The organism is Nocardia sp. NPDC004860 (assembly GCF_040609015.1).
Lineage (GTDB): Bacteria > Actinomycetota > Actinomycetes > Mycobacteriales > Mycobacteriaceae > Nocardia.
On record NZ_JBEXJI010000037.1, the window covers coordinates 1 to 18,300 of the forward strand.

26 protein-coding genes are annotated in these 18,300 nt (G+C 62.8%); 21 read left to right on the plus strand and 5 right to left on the minus strand.

Annotated elements, in window-relative coordinates; all coding sequences use genetic code 11:
* Nucleotides 1-69 precede the first annotated feature (69 nt).
* Both ABZV44_RS39750 and ABZV44_RS39755 read right to left on the minus strand, forming a co-directional pair.
* On the minus strand, nucleotides 70-1,374 hold the full coding sequence (locus tag ABZV44_RS39750) for a hypothetical protein (protein WP_354848602.1): 1,305 nt from the start codon (nucleotides 1,372-1,374) through the stop codon (nucleotides 70-72).
* A gap of 4 nt (nucleotides 1,375-1,378) precedes the next feature.
* Nucleotides 1,379-1,579, minus strand: coding sequence for a helix-turn-helix domain-containing protein (locus tag ABZV44_RS39755; protein WP_354848605.1), 201 nt, complete (start codon nucleotides 1,577-1,579; stop codon nucleotides 1,379-1,381).
* 1,360 nt (nucleotides 1,580-2,939) lie between these two features.
* On the opposite strand from ABZV44_RS39755, the gene ABZV44_RS39760 reads away from it, so the two are divergent.
* Nucleotides 2,940-3,383, plus strand: a complete 444-nt coding sequence (locus tag ABZV44_RS39760) for a hypothetical protein (protein WP_354848608.1) — start codon at nucleotides 2,940-2,942, stop codon at nucleotides 3,381-3,383.
* A 90-nt stretch (nucleotides 3,384-3,473) separates the two neighbouring features.
* Here ABZV44_RS39760 and ABZV44_RS39765 read toward each other — a convergent pair whose 3' ends face one another.
* A complete protein-coding gene (locus tag ABZV44_RS39765) occupies nucleotides 3,474-3,923 on the minus strand; it encodes a helix-turn-helix transcriptional regulator (RefSeq protein WP_354848611.1) in 450 nt (149 codons plus the stop codon).
* A 372-nt stretch (nucleotides 3,924-4,295) separates the two neighbouring features.
* Here ABZV44_RS39765 and ABZV44_RS39770 point away from each other — a divergent pair, with 372 nt between their 5' ends.
* The 17 genes from ABZV44_RS39770 to ABZV44_RS39850 all read left to right on the plus strand — a co-directional run bounded on the left by ABZV44_RS39770 (nucleotide 4,296) and on the right by ABZV44_RS39850 (nucleotide 14,884).
* Nucleotides 4,296-4,457: a hypothetical protein gene (locus ABZV44_RS39770; protein WP_354848614.1), complete on the plus strand. Its 162-nt coding sequence runs from the start codon at nucleotides 4,296-4,298 to the stop codon at nucleotides 4,455-4,457.
* Complete coding sequence (locus ABZV44_RS39775) at nucleotides 4,454-5,446, plus strand: lambda-exonuclease family protein (RefSeq protein WP_354848617.1); 993 nt, start codon at nucleotides 4,454-4,456, stop codon at nucleotides 5,444-5,446. The genes ABZV44_RS39770 and ABZV44_RS39775 overlap by 4 nt, the downstream gene beginning before the upstream one ends.
* A complete protein-coding gene (gene recT / locus ABZV44_RS39780; RefSeq protein WP_354848620.1) occupies nucleotides 5,446-6,327 on the plus strand; it encodes a recombination protein RecT in 882 nt (293 codons plus the stop codon). Before ABZV44_RS39775 ends, recT begins: the two co-directional genes overlap by 1 nt.
* A 3-nt stretch (nucleotides 6,328-6,330) precedes the next feature.
* Complete coding sequence (locus tag ABZV44_RS39785) at nucleotides 6,331-6,555, plus strand: hypothetical protein (RefSeq protein ID WP_354848623.1); 225 nt, start codon at nucleotides 6,331-6,333, stop codon at nucleotides 6,553-6,555.
* On the plus strand, nucleotides 6,548-7,237 hold the full coding sequence (locus tag ABZV44_RS39790; RefSeq protein WP_354848626.1) for a 3'-5' exonuclease: 690 nt from the start codon (nucleotides 6,548-6,550) through the stop codon (nucleotides 7,235-7,237). Before ABZV44_RS39785 ends, ABZV44_RS39790 begins: the two co-directional genes overlap by 8 nt.
* Nucleotides 7,234-7,698: a hypothetical protein gene (locus ABZV44_RS39795; protein ID WP_354848629.1), complete on the plus strand. Its 465-nt coding sequence runs from the start codon at nucleotides 7,234-7,236 to the stop codon at nucleotides 7,696-7,698. Before ABZV44_RS39790 ends, ABZV44_RS39795 begins: the two co-directional genes overlap by 4 nt.
* The gene (locus ABZV44_RS39800; RefSeq protein WP_354848632.1) at nucleotides 7,695-8,519 is read left to right on the plus strand and encodes a hypothetical protein; all 825 of its coding nucleotides are present in this window, start codon (nucleotides 7,695-7,697) and stop codon (nucleotides 8,517-8,519) included. The genes ABZV44_RS39795 and ABZV44_RS39800 overlap by 4 nt, the downstream gene beginning before the upstream one ends.
* Nucleotides 8,516-9,229 carry a hypothetical protein gene (locus ABZV44_RS39805; RefSeq protein ID WP_354848634.1) on the plus strand — a complete coding sequence of 238 codons (714 nt, stop codon included), beginning with the start codon at nucleotides 8,516-8,518 and terminating at the stop codon, nucleotides 9,227-9,229. The genes ABZV44_RS39800 and ABZV44_RS39805 overlap by 4 nt, the downstream gene beginning before the upstream one ends.
* A 70-nt stretch (nucleotides 9,230-9,299) precedes the next feature.
* A complete protein-coding gene (locus ABZV44_RS39810) occupies nucleotides 9,300-9,746 on the plus strand; it encodes an HNH endonuclease (RefSeq protein WP_354848637.1) in 447 nt (148 codons plus the stop codon).
* A gap of 2 nt (nucleotides 9,747-9,748) precedes the next feature.
* Entirely contained in the window at nucleotides 9,749-10,702 is a 954-nt protein-coding gene (locus ABZV44_RS39815) for a hypothetical protein (RefSeq protein WP_354848640.1), read from the plus strand.
* Complete coding sequence (locus ABZV44_RS39820; protein ID WP_354848643.1) at nucleotides 10,699-11,226, plus strand: hypothetical protein; 528 nt, start codon at nucleotides 10,699-10,701, stop codon at nucleotides 11,224-11,226. The genes ABZV44_RS39815 and ABZV44_RS39820 overlap by 4 nt, the downstream gene beginning before the upstream one ends.
* Nucleotides 11,223-11,618, plus strand: coding sequence for a hypothetical protein (locus ABZV44_RS39825; protein WP_354848645.1), 396 nt, complete (start codon nucleotides 11,223-11,225; stop codon nucleotides 11,616-11,618). Before ABZV44_RS39820 ends, ABZV44_RS39825 begins: the two co-directional genes overlap by 4 nt.
* A gap of 31 nt (nucleotides 11,619-11,649) precedes the next feature.
* A complete protein-coding gene (locus ABZV44_RS39830; RefSeq protein ID WP_354848647.1) occupies nucleotides 11,650-12,273 on the plus strand; it encodes a hypothetical protein in 624 nt (207 codons plus the stop codon).
* The gene (locus ABZV44_RS39835) at nucleotides 12,270-12,959 is read left to right on the plus strand and encodes a hypothetical protein (protein ID WP_354848649.1); all 690 of its coding nucleotides are present in this window, start codon (nucleotides 12,270-12,272) and stop codon (nucleotides 12,957-12,959) included. Before ABZV44_RS39830 ends, ABZV44_RS39835 begins: the two co-directional genes overlap by 4 nt.
* Before the next feature lie 66 nt (nucleotides 12,960-13,025).
* Nucleotides 13,026-13,937, plus strand: a complete 912-nt coding sequence (locus tag ABZV44_RS39840; RefSeq protein WP_354848652.1) for a hypothetical protein — start codon at nucleotides 13,026-13,028, stop codon at nucleotides 13,935-13,937.
* Between the two features lie 234 nt (nucleotides 13,938-14,171).
* Nucleotides 14,172-14,663 carry a hypothetical protein gene (locus ABZV44_RS39845; RefSeq protein WP_354848655.1) on the plus strand — a complete coding sequence of 164 codons (492 nt, stop codon included), beginning with the start codon at nucleotides 14,172-14,174 and terminating at the stop codon, nucleotides 14,661-14,663.
* A gap of 50 nt (nucleotides 14,664-14,713) precedes the next feature.
* Nucleotides 14,714-14,884 (plus strand): hypothetical protein, encoded by a 171-nt coding sequence (locus ABZV44_RS39850; protein ID WP_354848658.1) that lies wholly within the window; start codon nucleotides 14,714-14,716, stop codon nucleotides 14,882-14,884.
* A gap of 240 nt (nucleotides 14,885-15,124) precedes the next feature.
* Here ABZV44_RS39850 and ABZV44_RS39855 read toward each other — a convergent pair whose 3' ends face one another.
* Nucleotides 15,125-15,556 carry a hypothetical protein gene (locus ABZV44_RS39855; RefSeq protein WP_354848661.1) on the minus strand — a complete coding sequence of 144 codons (432 nt, stop codon included), beginning with the start codon at nucleotides 15,554-15,556 and terminating at the stop codon, nucleotides 15,125-15,127.
* A 265-nt stretch (nucleotides 15,557-15,821) separates the two neighbouring features.
* Here ABZV44_RS39855 and ABZV44_RS39860 point away from each other — a divergent pair, with 265 nt between their 5' ends.
* Nucleotides 15,822-16,244, plus strand: coding sequence for a hypothetical protein (locus ABZV44_RS39860; protein WP_354848663.1), 423 nt, complete (start codon nucleotides 15,822-15,824; stop codon nucleotides 16,242-16,244).
* Between the two features lie 23 nt (nucleotides 16,245-16,267).
* Here the strand turns inward: ABZV44_RS39860 and ABZV44_RS39865 are convergent, their stop codons facing one another.
* Nucleotides 16,268-16,597 carry a hypothetical protein gene (locus tag ABZV44_RS39865; RefSeq protein WP_354848666.1) on the minus strand — a complete coding sequence of 110 codons (330 nt, stop codon included), beginning with the start codon at nucleotides 16,595-16,597 and terminating at the stop codon, nucleotides 16,268-16,270.
* 137 nt (nucleotides 16,598-16,734) lie between these two features.
* Between ABZV44_RS39865 and ABZV44_RS39870 the strand changes: the two genes are divergently transcribed.
* Both ABZV44_RS39870 and ABZV44_RS39875 read left to right on the plus strand, forming a co-directional pair.
* Nucleotides 16,735-17,022, plus strand: coding sequence for a hypothetical protein (locus tag ABZV44_RS39870; RefSeq protein ID WP_354848669.1), 288 nt, complete (start codon nucleotides 16,735-16,737; stop codon nucleotides 17,020-17,022).
* Entirely contained in the window at nucleotides 17,015-18,274 is a 1,260-nt protein-coding gene (locus ABZV44_RS39875) for a hypothetical protein (protein WP_354848671.1), read from the plus strand. The genes ABZV44_RS39870 and ABZV44_RS39875 overlap by 8 nt, the downstream gene beginning before the upstream one ends.
* Nucleotides 18,275-18,300 lie beyond the last annotated feature (26 nt).

The window sequence follows — 18,300 nt, forward strand, 5'->3', positions numbered from 1 at the left end:
ATGCGGATGTTCCTGGATATCCACTAGGACAGAAGCGTTTCCGCAGGTCAGGGCATGAAACCGGTTGAGTCATACGGACATATCGCCGTCGGATTCCCAATTTGCTCCCACTTCCAGCGGATTCAGCAACTCGAGCTCGTCGGCGTTGTCGACGACCGCGACCCGCTTCGCCTCGGCACTGATGTAGTACTTCTGCGCAATCGACAGTTTGCCATCCGTGTGCCCCAACTGAGCACTGGCACGATCATCATCTTTCGTCAATGACGCAATGTGACTGGCAACAGTGTCCCGCAGATCCGACAAACGGAAGTCCGGCACCGGACTCTCACGCCGCAGCCGGAGAACCGAGTCCTCGGCCGACTGCACACTCACCCACGACTGCGAAACCGGACCACGAAAGACCGGATCCTCGTCCGACACCGGCCGCACCCGAGCCTTCTCCGCGGCCAGTTCAGCCGCCAACCACTGCGGGAGAACAATCCAATAGGGATTGCCGCTCTTGCGGTTCGGGTGCCGGAACGTCCCGATCTTGGTGCGCCGGCGAACGGTGGCCCCGATGTACGCGACAGTCCGCACGGAGCCGTCCTCGAGCGTCTCTGTCGCGATGTCCACCCAGCGAACCGCCAACCCCTCACCCGGGCGAACTCCGGTACCCAACAGGAAGAGGTAGTACAGCCGCAAATACGCACCTTCCCGCGGACGGGCTTCGACGATGTAGGCGTACATGGAGATCTGCAACGGTCGCGCCAACGGGCGAGGAATGGTCGGTTTGCGCGCAGGGCAAATCACATGCGGCATCGGGTTATCCGAGGTCGGCAGTCCGCGCCCGAGTACCGTCATCTTGAATGCCATGCCCAACACCAGGTGCTGCATCTCGGCTCGGGACGGTGCCGTCTCTGCGACCTCGTCGAGATAGTCGGTGATGTCGGCAGCGTCCGCGGCCTCGACGATGGACAGGTCGCCCATCTCGGTCTCCAACTTGAAGGCATCGGGGTTGTGGTTCTTCGGGCCGGGTTTGCAGGGGTAGATCGTGCGGTGGTAGTTGCTGTGCGTGTCTCGGGACAGGGTCCCGTCCTCGACACGCTGCTTCCACTGCCGATCCATCTCGGCGAAGACTTTGCTCATCGGGTCAGTAGGCGCGAACTGCACGCGCCTACTGACCCGCTTGCGCTTCGACCCCTTGCGATTGTTGATGTCGAAGCGGCGCATCCACTCGTCGATGCAATCCTTCTTGGTTCGCCCAACCGCGCTGGTGCGAACCACTTCTCCATTGAGCGCGCGATGACGGACGCGGTCGAGCTCGTAGGTGCCGTCTTCGCGCTTCGTCGGTATCAGCTTGTTCTTCGGCGGCAGCTCGCCTGGTTCTAAGGCCATGGCGTCAGGCCGCCTGCCGTGCGAGCGTGCGGTCCTGCTGGTTCTCCCAGGCGACGACATCGGTGAGCCGGTAGCGGACGCGGCCACCGAAGCGGCTGAACCGCGGTCCGCGGCCCTTGGCGGTCCAGTTGCGAAGTGTCTTCTCGGACAGCTTGGTCCGCGCGGAAAGCTCGGCTCTCGTCAGCCAGATGGTGTCGTTGGGCATCCTGACCTCGTTCGTCTGATCACTGAAATGTCCCGGGGTATCCCGGATGCCACGAATGTAACACATGCAATGCAGTGCAATGCGCTGCATTGCAGATCTGGTGGATGCCTGCGCCGATGATGTGGGGGCGGGCTGCCGGCGCTTCCTCTTGTGTCGCACACGCTGGGTAGCGGGCTCCGCCAGGCTGGCGTGGCCTTGTGCGTGTCGTGTGCGCGAGTCGCATCGAAGCCGGATTCTGCACAATCGGGCTGTCGTATGGTCTCGGGGACACGCGCAGGGAGTATGCGGACCCCATATAGGGCTAAATTGCCGTCAGATTGCTAACTCTTCTGACTTTTGTCTATTCACATCAGTGGAAAGAAGTCCATACCCCACTGAGGAAGTGGCACGATTCAGCACTCTTTAGCGTAACTAATGTTCTCGGCTAGCCTAGATTTCGATCAAATTCAGTGCTGGAGCCGCGCTCGGAATACCCGCGAAACGTCGTGCGCCAAACCTTCGCTGAGCTCTGAGTGTCTCCGTGGGCTGCTTTCCGATCCGGCTGCCCTTGCATCGGCGTCGGTCGATCGAAGAGTCCGTGACTCGCCGGATGTCATCAACTTCCTCGACCGGGCAGCTGACTAGCAAAGGCGCTGGTTGCAAGGCTGATGGCGCTCTTGGATTGCGCTTCGGCGGGGCGCTGTGCGTATTTGCTGGGTGACGTGACCTCGCGATCACGTTAGGATTCGAACATTAGTTCGATCCTGTGGTGAATTTTGCGCGGCGAGGAGCTGGTAAGTGCAGATCAGGGGCGTCGAGGAGTGGGACCGGCATCGGTGGGTCCAGCTTGACGCTCGATCGCGATTGCTGGCTCGGTTGCCGTCCGTAGTTCGGTGCGCGGCTGTCGCGGCTCGGGTCGCGTGGGATGTCGACCTGGCTTGGTTTCGGTGGCACGGCAGGTCGGTTCGCGGTAGTTACCGGCCAGTATCCGGAGTTCAAGATCGTTCCAGACTCTCGGTTTTGACTGTCGCAAAAATGTCTCGGCTGATTGCCGAATGTGTGCAGAATCTGCTGGATTCTGAAGGAAACTCTGTTCGCATGTCGGTTGCGGAACTTTTGAAGGAGTCATCTGGGACAAAATGCATGACACATATTAGAGTCACCGGTATGCCACAACGACGAGGCGCAGATGAGGTAACTGACACCCATTTGCGTCATGTCTGCCGGGGCATAGGCCAGTTGCGTGCTAGGGGTTCGCTGGCCATGTATGGGGGTCGAGGGGATCGAAGAACAGCGATCCTCGGTGGCCCAGGACACCGAGGTGACCGCTCCATTGCTATGGGGGAGTGGGTCACTCATGCGCACACTAGGAACACATAGGATGCCCGAGTATCAACGAGTCCACTACACCCACATCGACAATGTCTCGGCAGAAGACCTAAGCCTCGCAGGGATTACGATCCAGGATCCCCAAGGGATGACCTGCATCAGCGAGGACCGCGAAGGCTTCTGGAAAGAGATTGGCCGCGTTGTCGTTTGGGCCGACCGCAACCGGATCGACGTCCACCCCTACATCCTTCTCGACGACGAAGAGCTCGGGTACCTGCGCGGCGCCGGATGGCGAGCCTGGATACATCGCCCGACTGGACGCCGACCCGAGAACTGGACACGTCGGACGCACCGCATTCACGGCTGCTACTACGAGTGCCACATCAGCATCGAGGCGTTCGCAAACGACCGCGTCGTGCGAATGATCCAGGCCGCCCGCGGATTCCGCGGCTGGCAGGACCAGCAGTTCCAGCGGATCTACGACACAACCGTCTAGACCAGTGAGGCAGGGGAGTGGCGACTACGACCAGGGCCGCCACCCTGGCCCTGGGTTCAGGTGTGGGGCATTGTCAACTTTCCGGGCGCGCTAACGGCGGCCAGTTGGGCCTTGACGTCCTCTGATCGTCTTCGGCGGGCGATCCGCTGCCGGTAGTTTCTTTCCTCCGGTATCTGGCTCGGCCTCGTTGGCGGCCACTATCTTTCGTAGCGATGCGAGCTCATCGAGCCGGTCCTTGAGGACCAGGAGCAGTTGCTCATTGGACATCGACTCTGGTGCGAGTGGCGGCGCTACGAACTCGAGCTCTTCTGCGGTCAGGAATCCCGCTCGGATGAGCGCTTCGCTGATTGGCCGGTCGAAGAAGAGGGCAACAGCCCTAACCTGTTTCCAATCCGGGACGACGCCCTTCTGCCAATTTGTCAGCGTGCTGCGTGACACGCCGATGGCGTCAGCGACCTCGCTGTTTTTGACCTTCTGAACGGTCATCAGAGACGTGAGGTACTTGGACCACTCCGTCTCTTGTGCTGTCTGGGTCGACACCGGACACCCTTTCGTGTGCGGCCGGCCCCCGCGGGGGCTCTCTCTCTGGCGTCTCGATGGTATCGGGTGTTCGTTGGAGTTTGAACGGTTCGTTGCACACTCCTCAGCCTTTTCCCAGGGTTCCGGAACATTTCCGCTGTTCGGGCGGGGTGGGCGTGTTGGGGTTGCGTTCATTTAGTTCACCAGACAGACGGTGTTGCGCCAGGGTCTCTTCGGCTGTATTGTGTGCAGTGCAAGCAACAACATTCACTGCACTGAACGACGACACCCTCTCTCTGGTGACTCTCTCTCTGAAGTTAGGTGCCCGCCCCCACTGGCATGAGGACGGGCTGAACCGCCACAGCAACCCAAAGCGAATGAAAGGACCATGGCATGTCCAGCAGACAGCCTATCCCTGAAAGCCCTGATGGCAATGCCATACACGGGCTCGTTTACACGTTCTTCGCCTACCTCAGCATCATCGGATTCGGCCTGCTCATCGGGTCGCTCGCATGGCTGCTCGACTGGAGCGCGACCTTGTGGAGCACCTGGTGACCAACCCTGCTCTCTACCGCGAGCTTCCACGCACCGAACATGGCAGCCCCGAATGGCTCACAGCACGGCTGGCCGGTATCGGATCCTCCGAAGTGTCAGCACTTTTCGGGCTCGTCGACTGGGACTCCGCCTGGTCGATCTGGCTGCGAAAGACCCACCGCACCCCGCCTGGATCCGACATCGACACCGAAGCGATGTTCTGGGGCCGCGCCCTTGAGCCGACCATTCGGCAGGTCGCATGCCAGCGACTCGGCCTCACCGTCGAGACACCCGGAACGCTGCAATCGGTCGAACGCCCCCACATGCTCTACTCGCCGGACGGTCTGCTCTCCGATGGCGGCCTGCTGGAGTGCAAGAACACCGCCTGGTTCATGGCGTCCAGCTGGAACGGGCAGATGTCCGACCACGCCGAACTGCAACTGCACCACGGCATGTACGTCACAGGCGCCCAACACGCCTACGCCGCGGGACTCATCGGCGGCAACCGGCTCGAAGTCGTACGCGTCGACCGCAACGAGCGCCTAATCGACCTCGTCGTCAACCGGTGCGACCAGTTCTGGACCGAACACGTCCTCGCCGACATCGAACCGCCGATCACCGGCACCACCGCCGACCGCGAATCGATCGAACTACTCCACCCATACGTCGGCGGAGACCTGCACGTCACCCGCCAACAGATCAGCGCCCTCCACGCCAGCTACCGGCAAGCGCTGGCGGACGAGAACGACGCCGCCAAGCGGAAAGCCGCGGCCGGCAACCAGATCCGCGCACTGATGGACGGCCACGACCGGCTCCTCGTCGGCGACGACGTGTGGGTCGCGTTGAAGAACAGCACCTTCCGCTCTGCCGCGTTCCGCGACGCCGAACCCGACCTCTACGCCGAATACCTCACCCTCGCCAGCCTCGATACGAGCGAACTGCGCGAAGACCACCCCGACATTTACGCCCGTTACCAGGCGAAATCCCTTGACCTGAAAGAGGTGGCCTAATGGCCCGCAATCTCGCTGACCGCATCGAGGCGACCCAGAACACTCCCGTCAAGAAGGATGACCTGCGCTCGAACATCGAGAAGATGGAGCAGCAGTTCGCCATGGCCATGCCTCGCGGCATGGAGGCCGCGCAGCTGGTCCGTGACGCCATCACCTGCCTCAAGCAGAACCCGAAGCTTGCCCAGTGCGAGCAGATGAGCGTCCTGGGCTCGCTGATGACCTGCGCTCAGCTCGGTCTGCGGCCCGGCGTCCTCGGGCATGCGTGGCTGCTTCCGTTCTGGGACGGCAAGTCCCGCGGCTACAAGGCTCAGCTCGTTGTCGGCTATCAGGGGCTCGTCGAGCTTGCGCACCGCTCAGGCAAGGTCAGCTCCCTCATCGCCCGCACCGTCTACTCCAACGACGTGTTCGACGTCGACTACGGCCTCGAAGACCGCCTCGTCCACAAGCCCAACCTCAAGGGCAGCCGCGGCGAGATCGTGGCCTTCTACGCCATCGCCAAGTTCACCACCGGCGGGCACGCGTTCCTCGTCATGACCTACGACGAGATGATCGAGTACCGGCAGGAGAACGCGACGGCGAAGACCAAGGAAGGCAAGGTCTTCGGCCCCTGGATCGACAACTTCGAAGGCATGGCCCACAAGACCTGTGTCCGCCAGCTCGCGAAGTGGATGCCGAAATCCACCGACCTCGCCCGCGCCATCGAGCACGACGAAGCTGTCCGAATCGACCTCTCCCCGGACGCCATCGACCACCCGATCCACGTGGATCCAGCGGTGATCGACGTCGAGACCACCGACGTCCAGGACGCGCCCACGGACTACTACGAGGACGTCCCGCCGGCTGAAGACGGCGGCATGTTCGCCACGGACACGGGGGAGTAGCGCGTGAGCCAGCCCAAGGTGCGGCTGGACGGTGGAGCCTGGATCGCGTACCCCGCAGTGGGTGCGCGGCCAGGTGAAGGCGGAGACGCCTATGCCGTCCGCTATTTCGGCAACAACGAAGACTCCGAGCTCCACGCGCTCCGCTTCGTCAACAAGAACGAAGGCTTCAAAGCCGTCTACATCGCCCTCGGCGAATCCATCGTGGAAGCCGAGGGGCATCGTGACTAAATGGACTGAACTTCCACTCGCGTGCTTCGACCTGGAGACAACCGGCGTCAACGTCGGTGTCGACCGGATCGTCACCGCGTTCGTCGGTCGAATCAACGGTCCCAACGTCAAACCGCGGCATTGGATCGCGAACCCGGGGATCCCCATCCCCGCCGAAGCTACCGAGATCCACGGCTACACAGACGAATACGTCCAGAAGCACGGGCATCCACACGCCGAGGTGGTCGCCGAAGTCGTCGAGGACTTGTACCAGGTGTGGGATGAAGGTCGCGTTGTTGCTGTCTTCAACGGCGCCTTCGACTTCTCGATGATCGCGTCCCACCACGCTGGGTTCGAAATCCGCGGCCCAATCGTGGACGGCTACGTCCTGGACCGCGAGTTCGACAAGTACCGCAAGGGATCTCGGAAGCTGTCCGCCGTCGCGATCCACTACCAGGTCGGCCTGGACAACGCCCACGACGCCGAAGGTGACGCCGTTGCCGCGGCCCGCCTGGCGTGGCGGTTGCCCCGCATCTATCCCGTCCTCGCGGAGATGACCGCTGACGAACTCATGACCGCGCAGACCCACTGGTATCGCGAGCGCGCCTACAGCTTCATCGACTGGCTGCGCCGGAAAGGGGAGTCGTTCACCGACGTCCCCACCGAGTGGCCCCTCTACTCCCCGAAAGCCGAAGCAGCATGACCACCACCGAACTCTCCTACGGCGCCCGCCGGCTGATCGCGGACGGCTACATCGACGCCACCCGCGCCCAGATCCACCTGGCGAAGATCATGGCCACCAGATGCGTGTCCTTCCACCGTCTTTCGCTGCACATCCAATGGCCGTCCACGTCCCTGCTCCGCCTGGCCGATGGCCGCTCTCGGCTGGTCAACCCGGAACTCGAACGACGCCTGCTCGCCGTCGACCCCGAAGAGCTCTACATCCTCTACCCGCTGCCTGAGCCGCCGGCCACGACCGTGGACGAGGACGTCCTGACACGAATCTTGGCCGGTAGCCCTGTCGCGATCGTCCCGAAGGACAAGCCCGTCTACGCGCGAGTCCTCCACCGCGAGCACGGCTGGGCGAAGGTCCGCATCAGCAAAGAACTCGGCATGTCCGGCACCAAGGTCAACAAGGCACTCGCAGTTGGTGACGCCGCGTGACGAGTGTGAAAACGCGTGTGCCAGTTCTCGGTACGTACAAGCGCCACAAGCTGCGGTTATTGGAAGCGTCACGAGGTCTGCCCGGCTATATCGACGCGGAGCCGGTACGCCTTCACATCGAATGGCTGCGATCGATCGGATTCACTGACGGAGCGATCGCAGTCCAAGCGGGCGTCACGACGCAGATGATTGCGCTGATTCGAGCCGGGCAGCATGTGACAACACAACGTCGGCGTGCCCAGCCGATCCTGGCGGTCACTCACGTTCCAACATCACTGCAAGCACGAACCCTCGTGCCCGCGCTCGGGCTGCGACGCCGATTGCATGCGCTACAGGCGATTGGCTATTCAACTCGCACGCTCGCGACTCTGCTCGATGTCCCCCAGAACCACATCTGCCGAATGTCGAACACGACACAGGTCCTTGGCTCGACCTGGATGAAGGTGGACGACCTCTACAAAACCCACTCGGGCGCTGCAGGGCCATCGAAGTCGGCCGCGACCATCGCGCGCCGGAAGGGTTACGCCGCTCCGTTGGACTGGGACGGGATCGACATCGACCATCCCGACCACGCACCCGCAGTCGAACCCGAGCTTGAAGCCGACAACGAGTATGTCGATCCTGTGGTTCTGGACCGCATCTTGTCCGGCCGATACACAGGTGAGATCTCGAAGGCTACACGGAACGCAGTCCTCGACTACGCGATCGGAAAGGGCTGGGGCTGGGCAGAAGTCGCACCTCTTCTCGATCTGAAGAAGGAAGCAGCCGATCAGGCTCTCGTCCGGCGCCGCCGGAAGTTGCGCGAGCAGGCCGCAGCATGACCCGTCTGACCGACCGGAGCCGGCAACAGAAGCAGTATCTGTGGCGGCGCGCCAACGGTATCGAAGTGTTCGCCGATCCTGCGCCTGTGCGAGCCCACATCCAGAAGCTGATGGGCTGGGGAATGACATTGGAAATGATCAGTCAGGGCGCAGACTGCTCAGGTCAAGCCGTCCGATTCATTGTCGACGGCACCTTCCCCCGGGCTAAAGCTGAACTCGCGCAGCGCCTTCTGGCGGTCGATCACCGTCCGCGCCCAAGCCAGTGGTTCGCACTGGCGATCGGCGCCCGCCGGCGCATCGAAGCGCTCAACGCCATGGGCTGGCAATCGCAGTACCTGGCCGAACGCCTCGACATCTACGACCGCGTCCGGCTGCAGTTAATGATCAAACAGCCACGCATCCGCTACACGACCTGGCACGCGATTCACGAACTGTACGAAGAACTTTCGGACAAGCCAGGCCCTGGCCGCAACACCATGGTCCGCGCCCGCAACCGCGGACTCATGCCGCCACTGGCCTGGTACGACATCGACATCGACCACCCCGCGGCCATCCCCTCGCGTGCAGCCATCCGCAGTCACTGCAAGAACAACCACGCGCTCAGCCCGGACAACATCCTCATCAGCTCCACCGGCCACCAGTCGTGCCGGGAATGCCACCGCATCCGTAACCGCGCCAGCCGCCGCCGCGACACCACGCCGGCCGCCTAACTGGCAATCGAGCGCCGAAAGGCGTGAGGGCACACCCACACATGCCACTAACCCCTGAAGGAGGGCACCGATGAATGCTGTCTGGCTGTCTTCCACCTACTACATGGACCCGGCCGTTCAGTCGCTCAGCATGAACGCGGAGCGTCTGCTCACCCGAGGCTACGCACTGGCCGGAGCGGCAGGCCACGAAGGATTTCTGCCCTTCGAACTGCTGAAATTCGTCGGCATTGACCGAGCCGAGATCCGCGCCCGCGAACTCGTGGACGCTGGCCTGTGGATCACCGGAATCGACGGGTGGGAGTTCCGCGACCAGCGTCCGGCAAAGCGGGCGCACATCCCAATCCGCGTGCGCGCGTTCGTCTTCGACCGCGACGACCACCAGTGCGTCTTTTGCGGATCCGCCGAGGACCTTGCGCTCGACCACATCTACCCGTGGAGCCGCGGCGGCGACGACACCGTCGACAACCTCCAGACCCTCTGCCGGAGCTGCAACAGCCGGAAGGGAGCACGCATCTAGCCATGCCAAAAGACACTCGCCCGTTCATCACCGTGGCCGTCGACATGGACCGTAACCCCAAGTACGCGGCCCTCAACGACGCGCAAAAGTTCCTCATCATCCGCGCCTGGCTGCACTGCGCGGAGTTCCTCACCGACGGCGTCATCAGCATGGCCGCCTGGCGCAAGATGGGAACAGATCGGAACAGAAAAGCGATTCTTGCTGCCGGTGCGTGTTCTGAAGACGCAGAACAAAATTGCGTCGTCTTCCACGACTATCTGGAGCACCAGCAGAGCCGCGCAGACGTCGAAGCGAAGCGAGAAAAGGCCAGATCGGCAGGGCAAAAGGGCGGTCAGGCGAAGGCGGCCAACGCCAAGCGAAACCAGCGCCGAGCCCCTAGCAGCGGGCTAGCAGATGCTAGAGATTTTCCTAGCGAATCTGTACCAGATATAGATATAGAAGAAGAAGTACTTACGTACGTTCCTAGTGCGGCTCTAGTAAGTAACGCGCACGAGCCCGAAAACACCGCCGCGGCAGCAGCGCTCGACGAACCCGGCCGCAAGGTCGACATCGACGGCTGGAAGCTGATCAAGGGATCCTGCAACGGCTTCCCCCAAGCCACCCGCACAGCCCTCGCCACCCACGCCGGCGCCATGCTCAAGCAGGGCATCGCCGCTGAGGACATCGCGGCGGGCCTCGAACGGTGGCTCGCGAAAGACCTCGGGCCGAGCCAGTTCCCGCACTTCGTCACCGACGTCATCCGCGCCCGCACCCGGCCCACAACCGTGGCCGGCGCCGAGCTGGACCGCCCGCACCTGTCGAACCACGACCGCAAAACTCTCGGCTGGGACGCCGCTGCCGCCGAACTCAAACGCAACCTCGGCATCGTCCCCGGCGAGCAAACCAGCCTCCCCTCCAACGACAACCGGCCCCTGCTGGGCGTCATCGACGGCGACTACACGGAGCACATCGCATGACCACCAAGCCCGACCAGTACATCGAAATCGCCACAGACATCCTCAAACGCTGCAGCGGCTACGACCTCTGGTTCCCCCACCCCAGCCAAACCGCCATCGCCGCATGGGCCAACGCCTTCGCCGAATCCCGGCTCACCCGAGACGAACTCATCGCCGGCGTCGACCACGCCTACAACCACGAAGCACCCGGCTATCGGCCCCTGCCCGCGTCGATCTTGCAACACGCGCGCACCGCCCGCCTCGACGCGCTCCGCGCGCAACCCGACGAACGACGCCACCGCATAGACGACGCCTGCCACGCCCTCCAGGACATGGGATTCACCCCACCACAGGCACACCGGATCTCCCGGCAGATCGCGCTTGGGCAGCGCACCGACGTCCAGCTGACCGCGGCGCAAAAGGCTGAACTCCAGCAGAAACTCGCCGCCCGCGACGAACTCGCGCAGACGCCAACTGACCCGCGCGCCAACCCGTTCCACCGGATCCTCACCCGCATCGCTGACCAGAAAGCGATCCCGTCATGAACCGCGCCGACACCGGCCGCGTCCTCGCAGCCATCGCCGAATACGACCACCGCGAAATCAACGCCGACGTCATCACCCACTGGCACGAACACATCGGCCACCTCGACACCAAGACCGCCCTCGAAGCCGTCGCCATCCACCACAAAACCAGCACCTGGCGGATCACCCCGGCAGCCGTCATCGACCTCGCCAACCAAATCGCCACCCGCACAACCGCACAACGCCCCATGCGGCGAGCAGTCGGACCGGCCTACCAGATCGCAGGAGCCATCAACTACCCCTGCCCACACTGCGGAGCCGACGCCGGCCACTACTGCACCAGCGCCACCGGGCAAGAAGCCTTCGCGCCCTGCATCTCCCGCCTCACCGGTGCAAAAACGCAGGTCGCATAGCACTCACAGCCTTAATGGAAAGGATTTTCAATTGGTAGCGACGCAGTCCCATCCGACCGCCCCTGTATTCAGCGACCGCGCATCTGATCTTGACGCGCCCGCATTGCCGTCCAGCGTTGCCGTGGAGCGATCTTCGAGCGACTTCCGTGCATCGGTGTCGGTTTGCCCGAATCGAAAGCCTGTGCGGGCCGTCCTCGGTGACGCCGCCCTCGACAAGATGGTGAGCGCCGACCTCCGCGACGAAGCCGGCACCGGCCCCCAGTTCGACGTGTTGCGGCGCAAAGAGAATCGCCTCCGCTGGTTGCGGGCGCTCGTGGAGATCCGGTCCGCGATCGGGGCGCAGAACGCGTACGACAATGCCGCCTTGCTGTCGCATCCGGGCCGGACGACTGACGGCCGACCGTCGAAGGCGTACGTGGAGGCGAAGAACGAGGTTGGGGAGCGTAAGCGTGCGCGGGCGACGGTGATGGCGAAGGTGAACGCGCGCATCGCGGAAGCTCGGGAACTGATCGGGTCTGACCCGCTGACGGTTTCGACGCTCGGTGGCTTGGCCCTCGTGCTCGCCGAGATCGAGCTGAAGCTGCGCGACGGGCAGACTGAGGACGCGCGGGGCAAGCTCGACTGGATCATGCAGCAGATCACGGACGCGGCGTGACCGAGATCGTTTGCGCGTGCGGGCGGGTCGCGAACCCGCCCCGCCGCGGAATGTGCAACCGCTGCTACGAGCGAAACCGATACCGGCAGAACGCGTATGGGCGATGGGATGCGGACCGCGTGGACGCGGCGCCTGTGCGTGCTCATGTCGAGGAGTTGATCGCCGCGGGTGTGAGTCGCCGTCAGATCTGCGTGGTCTCCGGGATGCCGCGGCAAACCCTGGCGGTGCTGTTGCGTGGCAAGACCGGGCGGGAGCCGGCGGTGTGGTTGAAGAAGTCGACCGCGGATGCGTTCCTGTCGGTTCCGCTTCCGGTGGTTCCGCACGAGATCGCCGCCCCGACTGCGCTCGTGCCATCGATCGGTGCCCGCCGGCGCCTCCAGGCGCTCGTGTCTGCAGGATGGCCGCAGGCTTCACTGGCCGACGAGTTGGGGATGAGCCCAGGCAACCTCACGATACTGCTGAATCATCAGCAGAACGTGACCGCGTGGCGCCACCGCGCGGTGTGCGAGCTGTTCGAGCGGCTCCAGATGCAGCCTGGGCCGTCTGAACGCGCCCGCGCCCACGGGCGGAAGCATCGGTGGCCGCTGCCATTCCAGTGGGACGAGGGCGCCTTGGATGATCCAGGTGCAGGGCCGGTGCACCATACGCGGAGGGATCCATACAGACTCCGGCGCGTCGCTGGTTGAAGCGGTCCAGCTCACCTCCGAATCGCATAACCTGCAACTATTTACGCTAGTGCAGTATCCAAGCTGATGGAGGACCATTCGGTGGAGGAAGTGCAGGTACTCGGCGCTGCAACAAACGGTGGCGCTGACCTTAGCGACACCCAACGTGAGCGCCTTTTGGCTGAACGAGCAGCGCTAGAGGCTGAACGGGAGGAGCTTCTGGCTAAACAGGCTCAGCACAAAGCTCGGGCACTGCTTGTCGATGCCCAGGCAATAGTGAAGTCGACGAAGTCGATCCGTCGGGTGTTCGGTGCCATCACAGTCGTCGGAGTCGTTGCCTTCCTGGCGGTGTCGTGGAATTCGGACTGGCGAATGTACGGGATTGCGCTTGCCAGCGTGACTGCTGCTTTCGGGCTAACCCAATGGCTACGTACTGGCGACGTGGTGATCCGAGGTGAGTCAGTTGTGGCGAAGGCGAACGTTTACGCCGCACTTGAGGAACTCAAAGGGCCTGATGATCTACTCGGCTTATTGAAACTCAACCGACGTCAGATGGATGCATACGATGTCGCCGCACGGCGACAGGGCAGCGCATCTCACTGGATGAGCATGGCCGCCATGGCTGTTGGCCTTGGAATCGTAGGTGTTGGCTTGTGGATTGCAGTGACTGCTGAAGAAGACGCTGCGAAGTATTCTGCGGCAATCGTCGCGGTGGCAGGAACCGCGACAGGTGGTTACATCGCACAGACGTTCATTCGGGTGCACTCGGGCACTCAGGAGCAAGTTCGGTTCTACTTCGAGCAGCCGCTAGTGCAGAGCTACATGCTGATGGCTGAACGAGCGATCGCTCAGATGCCTGCGGCGGACCAGCCGGCGCAGTTCGAGAAGCTGGTCGACGCGGCTGTCGCACAAGCCGCGATGGTGCCGCGGCATCGCATTGGCGCCCCGCTGAATCCGGAACCGAAGTCCGCGGCCGCACCTGTGGCCCAAGCCGAGTAGGTACGGTTGGCCGTTGTTGATTGCGATGTGCCGGAGAGGATTCGGCGCTACGATCGGCGGCGACCTCCTTTCGTTGGATTGGTCGATGTGCTGACCGGCGGGGTTCCGACTTTGTGGCTTCGGCCTCGCCCCGCCGGTCGTCCGCCTCGCCTATGCGGACAAGTGAGGACAGTGGTAGGACATCTCATTGGAACAGTCGACCTGGCAGACCTCAAAGCATCAGGATCTGCAGCCATGTGCGCCAACTTCGTGAGCAGTCCAGACGATCTCGATGCCCTCCCGATCGGAACGATCTTGCGCATCGGGCAGGGACCTGCCGATCTCCTAGTGCGTGTGACGAAAAGCAGGAAGGTGGGCGACTGGCTTCGCCCGGGGCGGGAGGTGCCCAACTCTCTTGATGACATCCGTCGACAGTGGCCGACCGAGTACCACGTAATGATCAGGTACAAGCCAGATGAGATTGACGTATCGCAGGCTGTCGCCAAGTTGGGGCCAATGCCTGAACGCATCAAGGCGCGCCTGATCGAAGCGTTCCGGAAGGCGCCGAAGGTTCGACCGCGGCCGGCTACTGACAAGATCCGCGAAATTGCCATGAGTGTCAACGAGATGTCCGCTGAAGACGAACAGTACGGCCTGCCAACCTTCGTGGTCATAGCCCTGTGCGATGAGATCGACCATCTGCGCGAGGAGGTCCAACGATTGAAGAAAAATCAACAAACGCGGTGACCGAGCGGAGGCGTGCTGACCTGGCTTGACTCGCTCTCGAGAATGAGCGCATGCCCAACGGCTTCTACTTCACCCTCGGGTTCTTCACCGCACTCCTGTGGGCCGCGCTCTGCCAGCCCGACGCCGAAGCACGCAAGTGGATCCGCCGCATGGCCGGCGTCATGCTCGGCTGCGGCCTGGTCGCCGGACTCTGCGCCGCGGCGATCGCAGCCCTGCTGTGACCGACCAGAAGCCCCGAGACGCCTACCCGGACGTGGATGCCTGGCTGGCCGATCTCGACCACACAGGGTGTCGCACAAATATCTTCGATCCGGAAAACCCTTGCTACACACCGCACTGCGTGCAATGCGGCGCCGCGGTCCACACGGGTCTTGTGCCGTGCGAGAACGGATGCGACCCGCGCGCATGGAAGGCGGCGGCATGAAAAGGCCATCTACATAGACAGTCCGTGTCAGGCCGGTCTACATGACCTCGGAGCAAAGAAGCAGTTTCGCCGTAGCGACAAGTCCCGTATTTCCCAACTTGTCGGTAGCGATTGCCTCCACCCTGCTCGATGACACACCGCGAATCAGTGCAGCGCAGGTCGCTTTGCCCATCTCCAGACGCTGGGAGTCGGTGAACCCGGCCAGCGCTGGCATCGGCCCAACTGACTTGAGGAAACCCTCAGAGTCAGGGCTGCTTGAGAGAAGGCCCTTCCCCGGCGGAGGACCAGCCTTCGCCGAGTTCAGAGCATCGATGTAGTCAGCTGCGACGCTGGCCTTGGAGGTGGTCGATGCGGCGCTCGTTGCCCTTGTGGGAGAAGAAGAATCGGGACTACTCGAACATCCAACGATCGTGACGGCAAGGACTCCACCGGCGAGCATTGCGATGGAACTTCCGAAGAACTTAATCATGCGAAATCTCCTTGCCGCGCTGCCTGAGTAGAAGAGGATGCAACATCCCCCAACGTCGGTAGAGAGGGTATCTGAATACAGCAAGAAGTATGGGGGATGTCCGACGAACTACTGCGGCGCTATCCGATGTCACATCTGGCCAGTTGTGCCGTGTGCGTGACATTGTGTGCCATCTGCGCGGACGTGCATTGCGTTAGCCGATAGTGCGCCGCATCTTCCACGAAGATCGAGGGCTCCAACACCTTTCCCACGAAACCGAGAGCCGATGACCAACCCCAGTCAATGGCTGCCCGCGCAGATCCCATCGACCGCGCAGCCCGTCCCCGCACCAATGCCGTCCGCGCCCGCCCCGCTCGTGAGCATCGGCGACATTACTGTGCTGCAAGGGGTGATCATCACGCCTTCTGGGCAGATGCCCTTGAAAGGCGCGGGATGGACCGCGGTCGACAACTCACGGACCGAGACCAGGATGCCCGCATACGCGATCGTGCTGGCGATCCTGTTGTTCCCCGTGTGCTTTGTCGGCTTGCTCTTCCTACTGGTCAAGGAAACCAAGTTCTCGGGCTACATCGAGGTCAGCGTGGCCAACGCAGGCCGGTACCACCAGACGTTGATTCCCGTGTTCGGTCCCGAGTCGTTCGCGGAGGTCATGTCCCGCGTCAGCTACGCGCGCTCAGTCAGCATGTGACAGTACGAGTTCAGCGACGACAATCAGTCATCGTCACGCCGGCCCAGATAGTCCTCGACCGCCACAACAGCTTCAACCACAGCGACCTCTGCACCCCACCGGACCGCGATCTCAACGATGCTCATCCCGTGCGCGTGCTGCCGGCGCCACGCATCCTCCTCGCACGCGCGCGTGAGCTCGGCGATCTCGATCGCGCGCTGCCGCACGTCATCACAAGGATTGCGGAGATCGCCCTTCGGCAGATCAGTCGCCTTCAAGTCGGATTCTGGTGTCGCAGCGTAGGTTTCGGCGATCGCAGCAAGCTCGCGGGTTTGATTAATCAACTCCATCCACGGCGCGAACACTTCAGTCATGAGAACCCCCCGGTTTGATCATGGTGACCTCGCCATCATGCCCCTCGCACAGAAGACAGGGCTAGCGAATTAGGGGTCCGGGACGGATGAAGAAAGTATCCCTGAGTTTGGCTTGACTTCGTCTCGAGAATAGCCACGTGATCGCCTTCGACCTTGAGTACGCGCCCATAGATACAGGCTGGGCCGTACGGGTTCTCGACCATCCGGACTGGCGAATCGACGTCGCCGACGAAGCCGACGTCCGCGGCCTCCTGCCTCGCATCATCGCGCGCAAACTCGGCCTGGTCGAAGACCAAATCACGCTCTCCTCGGTCCAGCACGTCGACCACATCCCAGGCCGCGACGCTCCGCTGCGCGTCGAGTCGCCGGCGACCGCCGAAGCCTTGCGACTGCTCGACGAGCAGCTGGAGAACCCATATGCCTGATCGCGACATCGTCGACGCCATCGACGAACTCGTCGACGAGCAGCTCGCCGGCTACAACCAGCGCAGTGGCTACGACTTCAACGTCAACCAGGACAAATGCCCACACCCTTGGTGCGACGAAGACTGGCACGGCCTCAAGATCACGGCCCGCATGCGCGGCATGCGCCTCCGCGGCCGAGTCGATTCTGACTACCAGTACAACGAAGACACATCACCAGTCCTGTGCCCCGGCTCAACGTTCGAAGGCGAGTTCGAGCCGCCAGCACCTCCTGTTTCGCCCAACGCCAGAGTGTCTGTCTGGTCCAGTGACAGCGGATGGCACCAGATCGGCACCCTCAGCGCGAGCGGGATCCAGTTCACAGCAACCAATCCCGACCAAGTAGAGACGTCGGGCTGGCGAGCAGCCCCCAGGAGTTTCGAGCTCACCTTTGAACTCGAAGACGCAGACTTCTCATGGCTTTCCAGTGCTGAGCGACGGCTGACCGGGGCCGCGGCCGCTGTCCAGTCAGGCCCGCACTGGTGGCGGTGCGACGACATCCGTGAGCAGGAGTCCGTCGAGCTTCAATTCCACCAAGACGATGACTACCTCGAAGTGCGGCGTGTCAGCGGACCACGCCGCGGCACATTGCGCGTAGGTCGCCACACGTTGGATCTGATCCCAGAGCGCAGTGGACACTATGCTCGCCGGGGCATCAGCGCAGACGGCCAGCACTGGCTGGAGGTCCACACCTTCGAACGCCCGTCGGCCGATGGCTGGTACCTGCGGGACGAGGACGCGATCCTCACCCTCGACCAGCTGCGGCACCTCCGCAACTGGCGGCTCCAACTTTCGTGCCCACGCCTTGCCATGGGCTCAGATCTGGACCGCGTCCACGTCAACGAATTCCGGCGCGAGGTTCAACGGCGCTTCCCTGGCGTCCACATCCGCGACATTGCATCCACTGAGATCGAACGCGACCACCAGCGCGACACCGTGACAGCCGAACTGCGCTGGCTGCCACCGGATTCACGCACCGGCGAGTTCCGCGGCGGCCCCAACAACGGTCGAACCCACGACCTTCACCGGGCAGGCTCCCAGGTCGATCGCATAGCCGGATGGGCTCCGCGCCCGATCCTGTTCGCGCGCGGCGATGACATTGCGACGACTGCTCCAGTCGACCACGTCACCTACGTCCGCTCCGGACTCAACACCGTCACCGGCAACTGGGTGTACCGACCTGCGGGCGAGGCTCGAACAAGCCGAGCAGCCTGATTCCCTCCGCCCCAAACCCCTGACAG